The sequence below is a fragment of the Corynebacterium sp. KPL1995 genome (assembly GCF_000477935.1).
Taxonomy (GTDB): Bacteria; Actinomycetota; Actinomycetes; order Mycobacteriales; family Mycobacteriaceae; genus Corynebacterium; species Corynebacterium pseudodiphtheriticum.
This window is the reverse complement of the sequence record NZ_KI515715.1, coordinates 1,182,061-1,199,580: the sequence shown is the minus strand read 5'-3', so window position 1 is coordinate 1,199,580 and position 17,520 is coordinate 1,182,061. Positions and strand designations below refer to the sequence as shown.

16 protein-coding genes and 2 pseudogenes are annotated in these 17,520 nt (G+C 53.6%); 10 read left to right on the top strand and 8 right to left on the bottom strand.

Annotated elements, in window-relative coordinates:
• Window positions 1–142: 142 nt before the first annotated feature.
• Both HMPREF1292_RS05310 and HMPREF1292_RS05305 read right to left on the bottom strand, forming a co-directional pair.
• A pseudogene (locus HMPREF1292_RS05310) lies at window positions 143–748 on the bottom strand (hypothetical protein); the annotation flags it as partial.
• A 15-nt stretch (window positions 749–763) separates the two neighbouring features.
• The gene (locus tag HMPREF1292_RS05305) at window positions 764–3,301 is read right to left on the bottom strand and encodes a nitric-oxide reductase large subunit (protein ID WP_023019035.1); all 2,538 of its coding nucleotides are present in this window, start codon (window positions 3,299–3,301) and stop codon (window positions 764–766) included.
• Window positions 3,302–3,520: 219 nt separating this feature from the next.
• Between HMPREF1292_RS05305 and HMPREF1292_RS05300 the strand changes: the two genes are divergently transcribed.
• The 5 genes from HMPREF1292_RS05300 to HMPREF1292_RS05275 all read left to right on the top strand — a co-directional run bounded on the left by HMPREF1292_RS05300 (window position 3,521) and on the right by HMPREF1292_RS05275 (window position 8,267).
• Window positions 3,521–3,784: a hypothetical protein gene (locus HMPREF1292_RS05300; protein WP_023019034.1), complete on the top strand. Its 264-nt coding sequence runs from the start codon at window positions 3,521–3,523 to the stop codon at window positions 3,782–3,784.
• Between the two features lie 69 nt (window positions 3,785–3,853).
• A complete protein-coding gene (locus HMPREF1292_RS05295) occupies window positions 3,854–4,606 on the top strand; it encodes an NAD-dependent deacylase (RefSeq protein WP_021351889.1) in 753 nt (250 codons plus the stop codon).
• A gap of 110 nt (window positions 4,607–4,716) precedes the next feature.
• Complete coding sequence (locus HMPREF1292_RS05290; RefSeq protein ID WP_021351890.1) at window positions 4,717–5,517, top strand: hypothetical protein; 801 nt, start codon at window positions 4,717–4,719, stop codon at window positions 5,515–5,517.
• A gap of 189 nt (window positions 5,518–5,706) precedes the next feature.
• Complete coding sequence (locus tag HMPREF1292_RS10815) at window positions 5,707–7,473, top strand: LGFP repeat-containing protein (protein WP_023019033.1); 1,767 nt, start codon at window positions 5,707–5,709, stop codon at window positions 7,471–7,473.
• 62 nt (window positions 7,474–7,535) lie between these two features.
• A complete protein-coding gene (locus HMPREF1292_RS05275; protein ID WP_034645135.1) occupies window positions 7,536–8,267 on the top strand; it encodes a hypothetical protein in 732 nt (243 codons plus the stop codon).
• Between the two features lie 51 nt (window positions 8,268–8,318).
• Here the strand turns inward: HMPREF1292_RS05275 and HMPREF1292_RS05270 are convergent, their stop codons facing one another.
• Both HMPREF1292_RS05270 and HMPREF1292_RS11055 read right to left on the bottom strand, forming a co-directional pair.
• Entirely contained in the window at window positions 8,319–8,597 is a 279-nt protein-coding gene (locus HMPREF1292_RS05270) for a hypothetical protein (RefSeq protein ID WP_023019031.1), read from the bottom strand.
• A complete protein-coding gene (locus HMPREF1292_RS11055) occupies window positions 8,582–8,728 on the bottom strand; it encodes a hypothetical protein (protein WP_153246453.1) in 147 nt (48 codons plus the stop codon). Before HMPREF1292_RS11055 ends, HMPREF1292_RS05270 begins: the two co-directional genes overlap by 16 nt.
• 264 nt (window positions 8,729–8,992) lie before the next feature.
• On the opposite strand from HMPREF1292_RS11055, the gene HMPREF1292_RS11235 reads away from it, so the two are divergent.
• Together HMPREF1292_RS11235 and HMPREF1292_RS10810 are read left to right on the top strand one after the other, a co-directional pair.
• The gene (locus tag HMPREF1292_RS11235; protein WP_023019029.1) at window positions 8,993–9,142 is read left to right on the top strand and encodes a hypothetical protein; all 150 of its coding nucleotides are present in this window, start codon (window positions 8,993–8,995) and stop codon (window positions 9,140–9,142) included.
• Window positions 9,143–9,406: 264 nt separating this feature from the next.
• Window positions 9,407–9,553: a DDE-type integrase/transposase/recombinase gene (locus HMPREF1292_RS10810; RefSeq protein WP_023019028.1), complete on the top strand. Its 147-nt coding sequence runs from the start codon at window positions 9,407–9,409 to the stop codon at window positions 9,551–9,553.
• 275 nt (window positions 9,554–9,828) lie between these two features.
• Here HMPREF1292_RS10810 and HMPREF1292_RS05260 read toward each other — a convergent pair whose 3' ends face one another.
• A complete protein-coding gene (locus HMPREF1292_RS05260) occupies window positions 9,829–10,764 on the bottom strand; it encodes an Abi family protein (protein ID WP_021351896.1) in 936 nt (311 codons plus the stop codon).
• Between the two features lie 219 nt (window positions 10,765–10,983).
• On the opposite strand from HMPREF1292_RS05260, the pseudogene HMPREF1292_RS11580 reads away from it, so the two are divergent.
• The 3 genes and pseudogenes from HMPREF1292_RS11580 to HMPREF1292_RS05245 form a co-directional block, all read left to right on the top strand.
• Window positions 10,984–11,392: pseudogene (locus HMPREF1292_RS11580) on the top strand (phage antirepressor KilAC domain-containing protein); the annotation flags it as partial.
• Complete coding sequence (locus tag HMPREF1292_RS05250) at window positions 11,389–11,577, top strand: hypothetical protein (RefSeq protein WP_021351898.1); 189 nt, start codon at window positions 11,389–11,391, stop codon at window positions 11,575–11,577. The pseudogene HMPREF1292_RS11580 and the gene HMPREF1292_RS05250, both read left to right, overlap by 4 nt.
• Before the next feature lie 61 nt (window positions 11,578–11,638).
• Window positions 11,639–11,938, top strand: coding sequence for a hypothetical protein (locus tag HMPREF1292_RS05245; protein ID WP_023019026.1), 300 nt, complete (start codon window positions 11,639–11,641; stop codon window positions 11,936–11,938).
• Window positions 11,939–11,996: 58 nt separating this feature from the next.
• Here the strand turns inward: HMPREF1292_RS05245 and HMPREF1292_RS05240 are convergent, their stop codons facing one another.
• The 3 genes from HMPREF1292_RS05240 to HMPREF1292_RS05230 form a co-directional block, all read right to left on the bottom strand.
• Window positions 11,997–12,185 carry a hypothetical protein gene (locus HMPREF1292_RS05240; protein WP_023019025.1) on the bottom strand — a complete coding sequence of 63 codons (189 nt, stop codon included), beginning with the start codon at window positions 12,183–12,185 and terminating at the stop codon, window positions 11,997–11,999.
• Window positions 12,186–12,333: 148 nt separating this feature from the next.
• Window positions 12,334–15,612 carry an AAA family ATPase gene (locus HMPREF1292_RS05235; protein WP_023019024.1) on the bottom strand — a complete coding sequence of 1,093 codons (3,279 nt, stop codon included), beginning with the start codon at window positions 15,610–15,612 and terminating at the stop codon, window positions 12,334–12,336.
• 257 nt (window positions 15,613–15,869) lie between these two features.
• The gene (locus tag HMPREF1292_RS05230; protein ID WP_023019023.1) at window positions 15,870–17,513 is read right to left on the bottom strand and encodes an amidohydrolase; all 1,644 of its coding nucleotides are present in this window, start codon (window positions 17,511–17,513) and stop codon (window positions 15,870–15,872) included.
• Between the last annotated feature and the right edge of the window lie 7 nt (window positions 17,514–17,520).

Genomic DNA, 17,520 nt, shown 5'->3' with positions numbered 1-17,520 from the left:
ATCGGCTATCCGAACCATAGTGGTGCTTGTATTTTGCAGCAATGACTTCGTCGTGGTTTTCGCCGGTTGCGCGAATGCGCTCGGAGCCGTATTTCTTCGCAAGTCGGGAGACTTCGTCGTCACGCACGCCAGCGATGGCTTCTTTCGTCGAACGGTACTTCACACCATATTTATCAGCTACGGCCGCATTAACCTCGGCCTCGATATTATCCATCGATGGCAGCTCTTCGGGGAAGTTCGACGGGGTGGACCACAGGTGACGCGCCAAAGGAATAGTGCCGCCGACCAGCACGACCAGCACTCCACCGGTCAATACCAAATCTGCGGTCGACGAATGCACAAGCAATGACATGAGCGGCAAAATAAAGCCCATCAACGCCACCGCCAAAGAAACCCCACGGTGGAAACGTCCGGTCTCCGAATGTGGCCACGGGTCAAGCTGACGGGTAACCTCGCGGCCTTTCGCACTGACCGTGCAGGATTGCTTGACCGGACAGGTGTTGCACACGGTCGGGTTACCCCGGTAACGCATGACGCGGTTTTCTGGGTCGAAGCTGGAAGGCCACAGCCATTGGTCTTCCGGGCACTGCCAAGCATCGTGGGATTCCATATAGCGGAATCCACCTGTCTGATCACCATTGGTGCGATTGGATGCCGACCGAGCCATCCGGTCAAAACCCCACGCCACGGCGAGCAGGAACAGACCATAGATGGAACTGAGGATGGTAAATACCGCAGGTAATTCCATTGCTATCTCGCTTGCTTACTTGCTGTCGTCGTCACGCTTGTCGGAGCTGTAGCTACCGCCCCACTTGGTGGAGCTGTTGGCCTTGTGCTTATCCAGTGTATCCGAGACTTCTGCGCCCGTGCGGTTGTCGACGCGGCCATGGCCACCGGAGACCAATCCAACCGGAGAGCCTTGGCCTTGTGCTCCAGTACCAACGGGCTCTAGGTTTTCTTCGGATTCCACCTTGCTAAACAGTGGCGTGACCGGGAATTCTTTCTCATCTTCCATCGTTGGGATCTCGCCGCTGTGACGCACGGCCTTGAATGCTCCCCAGATCAAGCCAGGAATACCGGCCATGAAGATCACGTCGCCAGGCAGGCGCAGCCATTCGATCAGGGCGTTATCCGGCTGGGTGATGTATCCCAGCGAACGAGCTTCAACATAACCTTCCGCAACCGAGTGGTAGAGCTGCAATGTGCCCAACGGCAGCAGCGAAATGAAGACCATCCACAGCAGGCCAATGTTGAGTAGCCAGAAGCTCCACTGCATCGACTTATCCGACCAGTACTTCGGAGGTGTCAGGTAACGGAGCGCGAACACGCCTAGGCCGACGGCAAGGAATCCGTAAACACCCATCATCGCGCCGTGTGCGTGGTTGGCCGTCAGGGCGGTACCGATCTGGAAGTATGACACGATTGGCAGGTTGACCAAGAATCCGAAGATGCCGGCACCCAAGAAGTTCCAAAAACCAACGGCAACCAGGAACATCACAGCCCAACGGTGTGGGAATGGCCGCTTGCCGGTCGCACGCTGTTTAGATCCAAGCTGCATGAACGTCCAGGCTTCGACGGTCAACAATGTCAGCGGGACCACCTCGGCGGCAGAGAAGAACGACCCCAGCGCCATGTGCTCAACCGGAGTACCGGAGAAATACAGGTGGTGCATGGTGCCGATCACGCCACCAATGGAATACAAAATGATGTCCAAGTAGATGATGCCCAGGGCGATCTTTTCGCGAATAACACCCAGCAACACGAAGACATAGGCAACCATGATCGTCGTAAAGAGTTCCAGGAAGTCTTCGACCCAAAGGTGGACAACCCAGAAACGCCAGAACTCTGCAACAGTCAGGTGCGTCGACGAGCCTGCAAGCATGCCGACGGCGTAGAAACCTGGGATGGTCAGCCCGGAGAAGAAGAACAACCACGGCATGTTCGACTTGTGCTCGGTTTTCAGGCGACCGTGCAGGGTTCGGAAGATCATGAAGATCCATAGGAACATGCCGATGGTCAGCAGGATCTGGAAGAAACGTGGCAGATCCAAAAACTCCCACTGCTGCGACCAAATGCTGCCTTCTGGCACGATGCCGAAGGACGAGAGCCATTCAAAGGCCATGGAACCGAAGACGACAAAGGCGATGGCGCCCAGCAGAGCCCATGTCAGCCAGCTTTGTTTTTTAGGTTCGCGGCGGGCAATGAATGGTGCCAGGAAGATACCGGCGGCCAGCAAACCACCGGCAGTCCACAGCAGGGATAATTGCAGGTGCCATGTACGCGCGACGTTGTACGGCAAGATTTCTTGCAGCGGGATTCCGAAGAAGCCTTCGATTTCCACGCGGTAATGCTGTACTGCGGCACCCAGCAGCGCTTGGATGAGGAACAGCAGCATGGTGACCAGAACGAACCAGGCAACCACTTTTTGCGATTTGGACAGTTTTACTTCCCCGGGTTGTTTGAAATCGAGGTTTGGGGTCTCTTCAGCGTGCCAGCCAATCTGGCGCGACCAGCGGCCGTAGATGGCGAAGATCAGACCGATACCACCGATCAGTGCAATTAGAGAGAGCACCGACCACACAACTAAGTCAGCCGTCGGAGTGTTGTTCACACGTGGCTCTGCTGGCCAGTTGTTTGTGTAGGAATAATCATGGGCTGGGCGTTCTGCAGCAGAAGCCCATGCGGTCCAAGCGAAAAAGCCGGTGAGGTCGTGAATTTCGTCTTCGTTGTTGATGAACTCCTTCGGCAGACCGTGAACATCGGAGTTAGTACCGAAATAGTCCAGGTAGTGTTTTTGCGCTTCTTCGAATGCCGAGATTTGGTTCGGGGTCCACTCCAGCACACCAGTTTGTTCGTCGAACCGGTTGGTGCGGAATTCCTCGACGATGGCTTCATCTTCCGTTGACTCCGGCGAGATGAAGCCTGGGATACCGTTTGCTGAGTTCTGCTCTTTGGCGTGCTCAGTGGCCATGCGCAGGTACTCCGCGGTGAAATCAGGGCCCAGGTATGCACCGTGCCCCATCACAGAGCCATATTGTTGCAGGCCGCGGGCCTGGAATAATTCCTGGCCATGGGTGATCTCTTCAGAAGTCAGGATGGTCTCACCGGACTCCTGCGAAACAATCTTTTCTGGCTGCGGCATGGAGGCATCGTAAGTTCGATACGCCAAAAAGCCCATGACGAAAAAGCCGAAAAGCATGGTCAGTGCAACACCTTGCACCCATGCACTATTGAATGCGAGGACCGGCTTCGACCGATCTTCTGTGTCCTCTGCCAAGGACGCGCGCTGAACTTCAGACATGATGACCCAAATCCCATCTATAAGACTTCGCACAGATAACCTGTGTACAGTCCTATAAATACCTCATAAAATAGTCGGAAAATAATTCATGACCGGCGGGGTTACTAATAGGTTCCTTCAAAAGATGTAGGTCGATAAACAGCCAGTTGAGCAAGCAGTGTGATTGTTGTGGTGCGGTAAAAATTGTCTCCAAAACGCTCCCCCATTAAAATTAAAACCATGTCCTTCAAGGAGCACACGAAAAAGAATTGGCTGATCACTTTCTTCGCTGCAATCTTCGCAGCCTCGGTCGTGGTCATGATCTTTTTCGACGAGCCGCGCAATACCGTGGTGATCTCTTTGGCATTCGTGGCATTTGCAGTGCTGAGTTTTCTGCTCATCCTGGTGATCTGGCTGTGGCTATCCAACCGGAAACAACGCGTGCAGGGTGATGGCACGCAAAGTAACTCGCAGCGCGAACAGGACAAATCTGCCGTGAGCTAGGTAGCGAATTACATGCACTCTTGAGCCTGATCGCGGTGGCTAACTCGCACCACACCGTAGGCTTGTGGCATGAAGCAATCGCTTATCGACGCCCACGAGATTCTTGCCGACGCCAAACAGGTGGAAGTGTTTACTGGCGCGGGCATGAGTGCGGATAGTGGGATCGCCACTTACCGGGATGCGCAGACCGGCTTGTGGGAGAACGTGGACCCGCAGGCGATGGCTTCGATCGATGCCTGGCATCGCGATCCAGAAACCATGTTTGCCTGGTACTTATGGCGCGCACACTTGGCACAACGCGCCGAGCCCAACGCCGGACACCGCGCCCTCGCAGCAGCACGAAAAGTGACCGTGACAACGCAAAACATTGATAATCTGCATGAACGCGCAGGCAGTGAAGATGTTGCCCACTTGCATGGTTCTTTGTTCGAATTCCGCTGCACGGATTGCGCAACGCCTTATCGTGAGCAGATTGCCCTGCCTACCAGACCAGTGGACAAGATTACGCCACCAGAATGCAGGGAGTGCGGTGGGCTCATTCGGCCGGGCGTAGTCTGGTTTGGCGAGCCGTTGCCACAAAATGAGTGGGTAAAGGCGGAACGTCGGATGTCCACGGCGGACGCGCTGCTCATCGTGGGAACTTCTGGGGTGGTCTACCCTGCCGCCGGGCTGCCTGTGACGGCGTATAGGCGTGGTATTCCGATCGTGGAGGTCAGCCCACAGCCGACGGATTTATCACAGCTAGCCAGCGTGATTGTCACAGCCACCGCTGCGGAGGCTCTGCCCCGCATCCTCAGTGGGAGGATCACTAGCAATCCGTAATCTGGTATTCAGGAAGACAATGGGCTACAAAGCACCAATGGGTCACAAAGCACCGTTGTGTCGAGATGCCCCGATCACGTCAACCAATGGAAACGCTTAGGACACCTACTATGAATCATGCCAGGTCAATATGTGTTTACACACTAATCTCCAGAGCATGGGGCCACTACTTTGTCGAAGGCCCGTGGCATCTGCGAGACCAACTTGCATTCGAAACCCATTCACTCTTGTTCAATATTATCCAATTCTCCGAGGAGGTAACGGGAAAACTAGGCAAGACCGCTCTCAAAAAAGCCTACGATGCTTATAAAGCCGCATTTTTTGACCCCCGCTACCAAGCAGCAATACAGCGGTGCATCATACACGCAAAAATATCCCAAATCGCCACCCAAATTACACCATTTCTACACCACCACCTATATCTACAACCCGAAATATTCGACGACGACTCCCTACTGGAATGGATCAAACAATATGCCCACACAATTGATCCCACGCTGAATCTAGGCCGACCAGTCCATTTCAATCCAGATTTTGAAATAGAAACACCCCAAGGACAAAAACCAGAACTAGTCGGCTATTACGGGTATATGTATGAATTCCCGTGGCCGAATCAGTCCGAATATTGCCGAAATGAACAAGAACTTCTGGCGCGCACAGCAGGAATGGCCTTTGAAGAGCTTGCCGGCACCATACAATTCCGGCATTCCCCACCAATGGACAGTGAATTTCCTTATCGATACAACGCCCAATTGCGTTGGTGGGAAAGCTATTGGAATGGCTGCTTCGATGAGATGGCACCATGCGAAAAAGTCGCAAGCTTTATTCGTGCGAAGCGTGGTCGCGAGCCTTATTTCATCCGAATTTATCCGTTGATCCCTGCAAGACAATCATCCGAGGGCAAGGATTAAACGCCTGGGAATCCCCCCAGGCCAACTTCACTGGTCTCCTTAAGCCAATTTAGTGCATACAACCATATACGCGATTTGTGTCACACTCTACTAAAGTGGGTTCACTTCACCGTTTAGATCTGCGAGGATCTACGAGATCACAAGGGACTGATCAGATTGAGACGCAAACACTACACAGCCATATTGGCCATGCCTCTAATCACGCTGCTCGCAGTTTTCAACTCAGAGGTTGCATCAGCACAGGTCAGTGCCGTCAGCGACGATGTCCTCACCGATGAAGCTATAGCTTTAGAAACTCAAACCCAGGATTATGTTGCAGATCGTGACCAACCCTCGCCTGAGGATGAAATAAAACAATTTGCGCTCGAGCACCCGGAAACAGTTGCTGAATACGAACTTCAAACAACCACAACTCCAGTGCAATCCTTAGGAAATCCTGAGGCCCCTGCATCAATAGGGGAATCCAGAAGTGCTTGCGAAAGGGTATGGCCAACACGCTTTTCTGTGTGCGGCGCAATTAAAGCTAAATATAAGGAAATCGGCGGAGCACTATCATGGCTAGGACCACCAACAAGCGGAGAAGTACGTAACCCCGATCAAGTCGGTTATCGATCTACTTTTCTTGGCGGTGCTATCTATTGGCATCCCGAAACTGGAGCACACGCCATCACAAACGATGGTATGCGTCAATGGGGTTCATTAGGTTGGGAGCAAGGAGTCCTTGGGTATCCAACATCCGGGCCCAAAAATATTAGCCCATTGCCAGTCGCTCAGTACCAAAATTTCCAAGGTGGAGACACCTATTATTCACCCGTCACTGGAGGCGCAATTTGGGGCGACCTGAAACAGCGTTATGATGCAATAGGTGGCCCATCTCATCCGATCGGCATTCCAGTTAGTAATGAGTTGTCTAATACCGATGAATATCGATTTAATAATTTTTCAAACGGAGTAATGACGTGGCAGCGCAGTAGTCGACGCAGCCACTATATGTATTTGCCTGCTCGTAGGGTCTGGGAATCATTAGGCCGGGAAACAGGAACACTGGGATTTCCGGAGACTGATGAAGTCGCCGAACATGCCGGAGTTTTTCATCTAGTCAACTTTGGCGATCGCGGTGTCATTGCCTGGAATAACCTTTTAGGTGCACGTGAACTCCAGGGACAATTATTTAACCTATGGATTCAGCATCGTGGCACCCCAAATGATTTGGGGTGGCCGATCCCCTCTCTCGAATCTATGCATGACTCAATCCACCAAGACTTTACAAAGGGTACCGTCCTTGGCTCATCTGACAGTCTCGCTTGGATCCCTTCCGACGAAGAATACTGGCCCAATGAAATCGCCACCCGCACTGCGGGTCTAACCATGGATGCTGACTCGCATATTTCCCCAGGAATGTCCCGCTCGGCGAATTTATGCAGCAGCTTGCCGCCAGTTTCAGAGCAAAAGAAAAACGAAAACTTCGCCGTAAAAATAGGGGCTGTCATTAAAGGCAAAACAAACTCACGGGACTACCCAGACGAATTTAGGTTTATGATCCGTAAGGGATTTTATGATGCCTCTATGATGGACGGATGGGGTCAGTTAAAAGCACTTTGCAAACATAACTTCTCAAATTACAAAATGATGGAGGCAGTGTCCAAACATTCTCCAATCGGCTACAGTTCTGACCCTGACAAAGATTACTTCCGATTCGATAAAATCGTTTACTTTTATTCATGCGGAGGCCCTAGCTTCACGCGCAATAACTGTAAACAAGTCTATGATCCAGAAGAAATAACCGTGATCTTCGATCCATTCAAGCCAAAAAACTACACAGGAACAACCGCCAAGTGGGCTAACGGACTCATTACCGCATGGTGCAACCCAGCTGGAATCAGAAGGTCAGAGCCCTATGTGTCGAGATGCCCCGATCACGTCAACCAATGGAAACGCTTAGGACACCTACTATGAATCATGCCAGGTCAATATGTGTTTACACGCTAGCCCCGAACTCATGGAGCTGCTACATTGTCATGGGCCCATGGCCTTCGCGGGACCAACTTGCGTTCAAAACCCATTCATTCTTGTACGGTTCGATTCTATCTTTCGAGGCTGCAGGAAAACTAGACAAGACCGCTCTCAAAGAAGCCTACGATGCTTATAAAGCCGCATTTTTTGACCCCCTCTACCAAGCAGCAATACAACGGTGCATCGTAGACGCAAAAATATCCCAAATCGCCACCCAAATTACCCCATTTCTACACCACCACATATATCTCCAATTCGAAATTTTCGACGATGCCTCCCTACTCGAATGGATCAAACGTTATGCCCACACAGTCGACCCCGCACTAAATCTAGGCCGCCCAGTCCATTTCAATCCAGAAATTGAAATAGAAAAACCACAAGGCCAAAAACCAGAACTAGTCGGCTTTTACGGGTATATGTATGAATTTCCGTGGCCAAATCAGTCCATGTATTGCCGAAGCGAACAAGAACTTCTGGCACGCACAGCAGGATTTGCCTTTGAAACTCTTGCCGCCAGAATACATTTCCGGCATTCCCCACCAATGGACAGCCAATTTCCTTTTCGATATAACGCCCAATTGCGTTGGTGGGAAAGCTATTGGAATGGATGCTTCGATGAGATGGCACCATGCGAAAAAGTCGCCAGCTTTATTCGCGCACAGCATCATTACGAGCCTTATTTCATTCGAATTTATCCGTTGTTCCCTGCAAAAACAGCAGTCGAAGTAAAGGATTAAGGATTAAACACCTGGGCATCAACCCCAGGCCAACTTCGCAAGCGCAAATCACTACGCCCCACGCATCTGCATGAGCTCAGCAGACCCGTCCTCCACAAACAGCGGATCAAACCGCACCAATAACTCGTGTAGTTTCTGTTCAACCCGCGATTGTTTTTCTTTCCGGTCCTCGCCGCCGCGGCTAAACCGCGACATCGGGGGAAGCAGTTTCGCGATCTTCGCCCCGCCCAGGTAGGCCGCTCCACTACCGAAAGCAGCGGGTACCACATCCCAGGTGGCGTCTGCTTTTAATTTTTCGCCTTCAATAATGCGGTTCAGTTCTTGCGCCATTTTGCGGCGCACGTATGCTGGCCAGGCCCCTCATCAACGGCGGTCGTTACGGTAACGGAATCGACGAATTCTTCTACCAAGTCCTTAACGATCTCGTCGATGGCATCGCGAAGCTGAGATTGGCGCATCACAATACTTTCAATCTCCGCAATGAGCTCTTTGATGTCAATGATCTCGCGAGTATCTTCAGGCTCAACGTGAGGTTATCCTCGAGTAGTGGACACCCTATTAATAAGGATCCTGTGTCCGTAAGAGCGGATGTTCATTGTGAGTCAACAGCGAAAGAAATACACACCTGAGTATCGACGTGAAGCCGCGAACCTAGTAATCGAGTCGCAGCGCCCAATCGCTCATGTTTCAAAGGAGATTTGCGTCGGACCAGGCCTTTTAGGCTGGTGGTCAAACTCGAGCGGAAACGCCAAGGCTCGGTAGATGGCCGTAGTGATGCCGATATACGAGCCGAAAACGCTCGCCTGCGTCGTGAGTTAGCTGCGGCCAAGATGGATAATGAGTTCTTGTCACAGGCCACCGCCTTTTCGCTTTGAAACAACGCGATCGGAAAAACTTGAGCTAATACAGCCAGAGCAAGGCGAACCACAGCATAAAAACAATGAGCAGGTTATTAGAGGCTTCCCGTTCTGGCTACTATAAATCGCAAAACCGTGGCCAAACGCATGCGGATGATGGGTATTGAGGGTATTCCACCCAGGGCGTTTGTTCCCGTAACAACGATTCAATCCAAGCGGAAATCCACGCTTGCAGACCTGGTGAAACGCCTATTTGAAAAAGGGTAGCTTAATCGAGTATGGATGTCGGATATTACCTATCTACGCACGAGCCAGGGCTGGCTGTACCTATGCGTTATCCGCGATGGACACTCCCGCCGAGTCCTCGGCTGGCCGATGGGTAGTGTGCAGGATTCTTACCTGGTTGAACGTGCACTGCGCATGGCTTAGATCCTGCGTGGTGACGTACCCGATGGCTTGGTATTCCACGCAGATCGTGGCACTCAGTTCACGAGTGAACAATTGTGGAATGTCTGCCAGCAACTAGGGATTGCACAACCGGCGCCGTTGCCACTCGTTCATCGGGATGATCAGCCTCTTCGATTTCGAAGCCCAGCTCGCTGATCAAATTGATAATAAGAAGGCCGCTGCTTAACCCCTAAGCAGCTTAACAACGTGTCCACGATTTGCGGGCAACCCCACTCGTGCGAGTTCTACCAAAGGGACTAGTCGATAAGGGTATCGGGAGATAGTTCTCCGTATCGTGCCGGTTCAGCGATTCCTTTCGCGAGCAACCGATGCTTGTCCAATATCGGCTCGATGGTCTCTGACAGCCAGCCGGTCGAAATTCCAGAACGGGTAGCTACGTCGTCGAGTGCAACAAGGATTTTGTAAATCGAATGGTCCGAGAATTTTCGGTAGTCCTGTTTGATGCGTCTGGTGGTCTTCGGCTGCAGGCCGGGAACATCGAGCACTCGGTGGTTCCATAATTGAGCACAATGAGCTATCCGGTTACGTAAGTACACGAATGACTTCACTTGGCCAGGCAGTAGTCTGCGAGAGGTATTCATCGAGTCTGCAATGTCATCCAACACTCCAGACAAGCTGGATGCCTCGATGAGGCGTGACAGGCTACCGAAAGAAAAAGCTTCCACGGCGACCCAAATTGGCATGCGGTCATAGGCTTCAGGCTTGTAGGTATGGCCTTGTTTGATTTCATCGCGGTAGTGGGCGACGAAAGCCTCTTTACTGCGATCAAGGTTCGAAAGGGCGTGCTCTTCGACACGTTCAGCATCAGGGTGAGGTGATTGAGTAAAACCTTCGCCGTGTGCAAACATCCCGGTTACCCCGACACGGCAACCATAGGCATAGGCGAACCGGGTGCGTAAGAGAACCTCAAGGGGGTGCAGGAGCTCATCACAGACAGCCACCAGCTCCTGCTCTGCGTCATAGAGAGCGCGAATCGTCTCAAATGAGGCGCCCTCGAAGAACTGATTGTCGCCCCGCGCTGGGTCATGCTGCCAATGCCGGAAGTATCCGGAGAAGCGATAGTAATTGACCCGCGCGAGAAATTCAGCTGCAGATGCCTCGTCATCGATGCGCATGCCGCGCCGACCGAGTAGCTCTACTTGTTGCTCGTAGCTCAACCAATCCTTCGGCATCGGGTATGCCTCCATAGAAATGAAAGGCCCCGGCCATTTGTGCATTCCCTTACAGGGAAGAGGCCCGACCGGGGATCTATTGCAACCTACTATACAGCACCTCTCCCAACGGATACAAAGTTGCTGCTGTCGGGGTGTCCGGATTCGCGTGGACTCAGGGGCGTATGCGTGAGAGCCCAAAGCGGCCGCACCCGTGGCTTGCTGGAATTCACATCAACCCAGGTCCTGCTTGAGTCCGCCCCGAAGGTCTCCTACTACGACGTGGTGCTCCAGTCGGACTCGCTGCTGACCATCACGGAAATCGCCAAAGACTATGGATTGTCGGCAAAGAAGCTGAACTTGCTGCTGCACGACGCCGGGGTGCAGTTCAGGCAGTCCGGCCGCTGGTTTCTCTACGCCCGGTTCGCCGAGCAGAGCTACACGCAGTCCAAGACCCACGAGTACGACAAGGGTAAGACCCGCACGCACATGTACTGGACTGGTGCGCTCCAAAAAATCCTGCATGAGCTGGCGTAAGACCCGCACGCACATGTACTGGACCCAGAAGGGACGGCTCTTCGTCTACGACTTGCTGAAGAAGCAGTACGGCCTGCTGCCGGTCATCGAACAGGACAGCGGTGCGGCATGACGACGACTGCTGTCAACATCGACCTCGGTTTCTCGCCCCACAACACGGAGGGCTACCCAGACCCCACCGTGTTCAAAGCGCTGAAGAATCTCCAGCGCGCCGAGATCGAATGGGCCCACCACCTCGAGCTGCCGATCACCTATTTAGACGTTGATTTTGAGGAAGTCACCCTACGAGGGCAATGACGATGTTCACCACGCAGGTGGCAGGCCAGCAAAACAACGCCACTACCCAAACCCGCACACTGTGACCACTGCGACAGACCTGGAGACGGTCGCCAGGCTGGATCATGTGGTTGCCGAGTATGTGCGTCGTAGACGCTGGGCGGGCAGTTTCGTGACCTCGAACTGCCTGGTCATGGATGTCGGCAACTCCCACACCGAGGACCTGGCTGAATGGGTCACCCCGAAATCGCTGGCTAAGCGGATGGCGGGTGTGGCGTTGATGACCGCCACCAGCAGGAACCACCAGAGGGCGAAAGGACCCCGGACCCCAGTCGGCGATACCCCGCTTCCACGTCTACTTCCCAATCGACCCCGTGACTGATGCTGCGGCCCCCTCGACGGGGCAGGCAACGATAATAACTAGCTGGTGTCCACAGAAATTAGTCTTCAATGAGCCACGAAAGTGCTTCATAGCGATCGAGCAGTTCTTCTTCTTTGAATTCGAGAGCGTCTGCTTCTCGGAGTCGCCGCAACATCGCCACTGTGTAAGGATACATTTCTTTTTCGACCTGGTTACGATCGCTGCGAAGCTCCTCCGTTGAACGTGGAGTCGATAATGGTGCTGACATGATGCCTCCTCGCAGCTTTCCCTTGATCGAATCGAATTATCGTTACAACAGTTATCCCACTGCTACTGCAGTTGCGGTACTAGTCTCCAGAATTATGGAGCAGCATTTTCTGAACTGGCCCCCAAAGTTCCTGGTTCCTCGGCAATCGTTATTTCTTCGTCACCAACGCCAGGATTCCGAACACGACTACACAGACCAGGGCTGCCATCCAACCGAGCATAAGCACTCCCCCTACCGCAGCTGGGGCTTCCGCAATAGCCGCAACGATAGTCACTGCGGTTATGCCACCCAGTGTCAACGCTGACTGTTTCAGTCTGCGAGGCGCTTTCCGCGGTTGTGCTTGTTTAGCAGGCTCTGCAGAATGACTTGCCTGATATTGCACTGGTGCAGCATCAGTGCCCCTGCCGTCATTTATCGGGCCATAGCGCAAAGCACGTGCCTGGGCTAGCAGCTGCTCACCAATCTCATCATCAATTTCTGGATCCAGATTTTCCCGCGCTGCCTGCATAGACCGTGGTTGTGGAGTAGCTTCCTCGTTCCTGTGTGTCGCACGAGTAATGCGGTCGGCGCTACAGATGCGCTGGCCTTCGTCGTTAAGCACTCTACGCTCATCGCTAGCTTGCTGTTCTAGAGGCTGTGCTAGTTCTGCAAGCTCGTCAACCTCGGCCTCTTCTGTAGCAAAAGCCTCATCTGCAAAAGACACATCGAGTTGGAGCTCCGCCCACTGCGCAAAATCAGCTGCGGTAACAACTGGCTTCCCATAACGACGGGCCAACCCCGTTTTACCGTCTTCAGCCGTAATGTCATCAGAAACCAGGACGTCGCAACGCGTCTTAGTAACAGCCTGCTTGTAGTCCAGGCCAAGCATCGCGCACAGCCTTTGCAGAGAATCCCCGTGCGGGTACAACTCACCATTGACGACAGTGGAACCGCGGAAGGCAACCCGGGTGCCTTCGACAAGAGCTTCGTCTGCTCGAACTACCTGAAGAGCAGATTTTTCCGTCTCCGGCTGCTGGCCATACGGGTAGTGTTGTGAATCTGCAACAAATTTTTCGACTACCGGAGCCTTTGGCTCAGGGGCAGGCGCAGAAACCGCAACGTAGTTCGGAGTTTGTGTCTCCTGCGCATGATCGTTGTTGTAGTACCAGTCTTCAAAATCTTCTTGGGCAATAATCGGTTTACCAAACTCGCGGGCAGCCTGTGCCTTCCGCGACATTGAAGCGATGTCAGCGGCAACAACCACGTCGCACCGCGTCTTCGACATATTCTTCTTGTACTCCAGCCCCTTTTCGGCACAGATTTCTGCTGATCTTTCATCGTTCGCAGACCCGCCCAACAAGCTGGTGACTCCCGTAAACGCCACCCGGGTGCCCGGGCGCAGCAGCTGAGAAAGGTCCACGACTTCGTCTTCCACTGGTGGGAGCGAAACCGGACGCGAATCAATACGAGCAACTCGCTGTTTGATCTCATGCTCCAACGTCGTGGTCCAAGCACCACGCGACAGTGCCCACGCGGACAAAAGCTCGGCACATTCTGCTACTTCAGCAAAATCCTGCGGCTGTGCACCACCTCCCGACATTGCTGCCCACGCGATATCGGAATCTGTAGCCTGCGAATTATCCAAAATCATCGGGAAGTTCGGCGCCCACTGCGGTCGATACACAGCACCTTCCGCATCCTTGTTTGCGTTTGGGACGAGCTGCCCACGTTCAGGCACAAGTTTGCCTTGTTCGTAAGCCCGGGCCATCGATTCGCAACGCTCTACCACTGTTTCGCCTTGCGCCTCAAACTGAAAATCGCCAGTTTCATAACCGATACCCAACGCTACATCCATGCCTGGTTCTTGATGGCGTACTGCGCCTTCTAACATCGCAAGGCGATCACCAATAACAATTCCTCCCTGTGCCTGGCGCAGCAACAACGGCCAAAAATCGCCGAGTGTTGGCACCATCGCTAAGCCCCTGGCTGGAATGTTGTGCTGTCGGCCAAAATCACCCAAGTCTGCCATCGGATTAATCCACGAACCAAAATCAGCTACCCGCCGTCCATCTTGGTAAATAATCGCGTGAATACGTGCCACGTGCTGGCTAAGCCCAAAATTCACTCCATTAAATGACAAAAACACCACGCGGCTAGCATTGATCCCGGCGCTCACTTCCCGTCGCACCTTGCGCACCAACGCATTATTCGCCCGAATATGCCGGGGCTCCACCGGTGCCGAGAACCGCAGATTCTCCAAATCAACCGCCCGCGACAACGCGACATAAAATTGCCCATCGGTAGCAGTTCCGCCTTTCAAATTAATGAAAAGTCGCGGAATCGTCTTGCCTTGGCTCTTATGGATCGTGATCGCCCAAGCTAAAATAATCGGAAATTGCGTCACCGCACCAACTCGAACACTCACCAAACGCCCGCCCTCAACAGCAGGCTGTTTAATCTCCCAGGTATAACGGACAATCTTCACTAGTTGGCCGGTGTCGTCGATACGCACCATAATCTCTTTATCCGTTGCGCCGACTATCTCACCAAAACTGCCGTTCACATAACGCCCGTGGGCATCATTAACCACCGTCATTACCCGAGCCCCCACAGCATAATGCAGTTCTTCGCTGCCGCTAAAGGAGTGGACATCCGCGTATCCGTTCTTTTCGGCGTAAGAAACGTAACGACGGCCAGGCAGCTGGCTCAGCCGCGTTTGGTTGATCGCTGCAACCGTAGCTTTACGTGACGTCAACGTAACCCAACCATCCGGAGCGACAAAATCTGGGTCTACTCGCTGGTTCAGGATTTCTAAAGCTTCACTGCCAACCACGCCTTCGCGCACCTCATTGAGGATATCGACGAACGTGGAATCTGCCTGGCGCCAAATCGTCGTCAGGTTAATCTCCTTTAACTGCAGTTCAGCATAAGATTTCGCGGAAAAGAAGTACGGCGTATCCCACACGCTGTTGAACAGATCTGCTTCCTTGCTCGTCACAACAGGTGGAAGCTGGAGTAGATCGCCTACTAACACCAGTTGTACTCCGCCGAACGAAACATCACGACCGCGAATTTTCCGCAGTGCGATATCCATCATGTCGAAAATGTCCGCGCGCACCATGGAAATTTCATCAACCACGAGCACGTCGATAGCTTTCAGCACCTTAGAAACTCTGCTCGACGCACTCCACTCACCACCAGGTGCGAGCGCATCCGGATACATTCCCGGACGGAACCCAAAGGACTTATGTATGGTAAACCCATCTATGTTCAGTGCAGCCACTCCAGTAGGCGCGGTTACTAGAATTTCTTTATCGCTGTGGCTGTCCAAAAAATGCCGCAATAAGGTGGATTTACCAGTACCCGCCTTGCCAGTAATCAAAACATTCCGCCCCTGCTCAATAATATCCAGGGCATCTTTAAATTCGGCGGTAATAGTGATGGGCACGGCGCCTCCGCAAAGAACAAATAAAAACTATTGACGATTGTGTTTAATAACATATCTAATCAACGGTTCCGGCTACTCATTACCCAGCCCTTGCGAATACACACTGGTAAATAGTTCTCGGCGACACCGACGGCATCCAATTCCTGATTCGGGCCTCCGGCCTCACCGTGACATCCATGGGCGCCGGAAAACAGCAGGTTTAACAGCTAATCTGCAGCGGATATAACAGGCGAGGCCCGCAGCAGATTGCAGTAAAACTACACTTCTTCCAGCCCACCGTGGACAAATTCACCGCCGACCATGGTGGCCAGGATCTGGATATCGCTGATGGTATCCGGATCCACCTCACGCGGGTCGTCGGCAAGCACCACCAAGTCAGCCAACTGGCCCGGCGCAATCTGCCCCTTGCGGCCCGCCCAGCCGGTGGCTGCCGCCGAACCCGCGGTATATGCGTAGAGCGCGTCGTCGACGGTGATGATTTCTGCTGGGCCGAACTCTTCCCCGTTTTCTGTTTTACGCTGCACGAATGCCTGAATAACCTTGAGTGGCTCGCCATCGGCAACCGGGCGATCCGAGCTTCCCGGCAAGATCATGCCCGCTTCCAGCAGACGCTTGGCCGGGTAAGCCAGTTTCGTGCGCTCTTCACCGAGCATTTCTGCCATGATCCCACCGAATTCCGGGATGAACCGCGGCTGCGGTACCACCACGATGTTGTTTTTCGCCAGCCGCTCAATTTGATCAGCACGCACTACCCCGCCGTGTTCGATGCGGTGCGGCATTTCCGGTGACCCGTATTTTTCGGTGGCTTCTTCGATGATGTCGAGTGCCAAATCTACCGCGGCATCACCAATGGCATGCAACGCTAGCGACCAGCCATTTCCGGCAGCTTTGATGGCTTGCGCAGTCATATCTTCCGGATCTCCCTGCAGGTAGCCCTTGCGGTGTGAACAGCCGCAATAGGCTTCAGTCATCGCCGCGGTGGTACCCAACATTGAGCCGTCGGTAAACAGCTTCACCGGGCCGATCTGCAGGCGCTCGTCGCCCAGACCAGTGCGGATGCCCGCATCTAGACCGTGCCCCTCCGGATCATCAGCGTGCCCGTCGAGCGGGTGCAAAACGTCGCTGGTGATCATCGCTTGGGTACGGGCCAGCAGGTCCCCAGCCGCCGCGGCTTGCTGGTACGCGGCCATCTCGCGCGGGCTGTGTCCGATCCAGCCACCGGCGATTCCGGCATCAGTCACCGAGGTCAGGCCTTCTTCTACATAACGACGGTGTGCCAGCTGCAACGCATAGGCAAGCTCGTCGACAGATTCCGGGCTGAGCTGATCGTTAATCGCGCGCATGGCGTTTTCTTCCAGCAGGCCGGTCGGGTTGCCATCGTCGTCAAGCACCACCTGGCCGCCTTCGGGCTGCTCCGGGTCATCAATGTTGATGCCGCCAGCTTGCAGGCCCGCGGTGTTGACCGTCATGCTGTGGCCAGAATTGTGCTTGATGGCCAGTTTGCGGTTGTTGGTGGCGCGGTCCAGCTCAGCGATGTCCAGTTCTTCCCCACCCATTTTCGACGGACGGAAATTCGAAGCAATCAACCAATCCTGGTCTGGGCGCTCCTTCTCTGCCTGGGCCAAGGTGTCATACACATCCTGTGCACTGTGGCAATCACTCAGGTCAATCTCCGCCAGCGTCAGGCCAAACCACACCGAGTGGCAGTGCGCATCATTAAAGCCCGGCGCGATAAACGCATTGTTGGCGTCAAAGCGGCGCCGTGCACCCAACTGGTGGGCTTGGGCCTCATCGAGGATGAAGAACCGGTCACCAACAATGCCGACTGCGCTTGCCGACGGGTTCTCGCGGTCGCCAGTCCAGATGCGGGCATTAGTAATGAGTATGTCGAGCAAGGCCATGATGAAT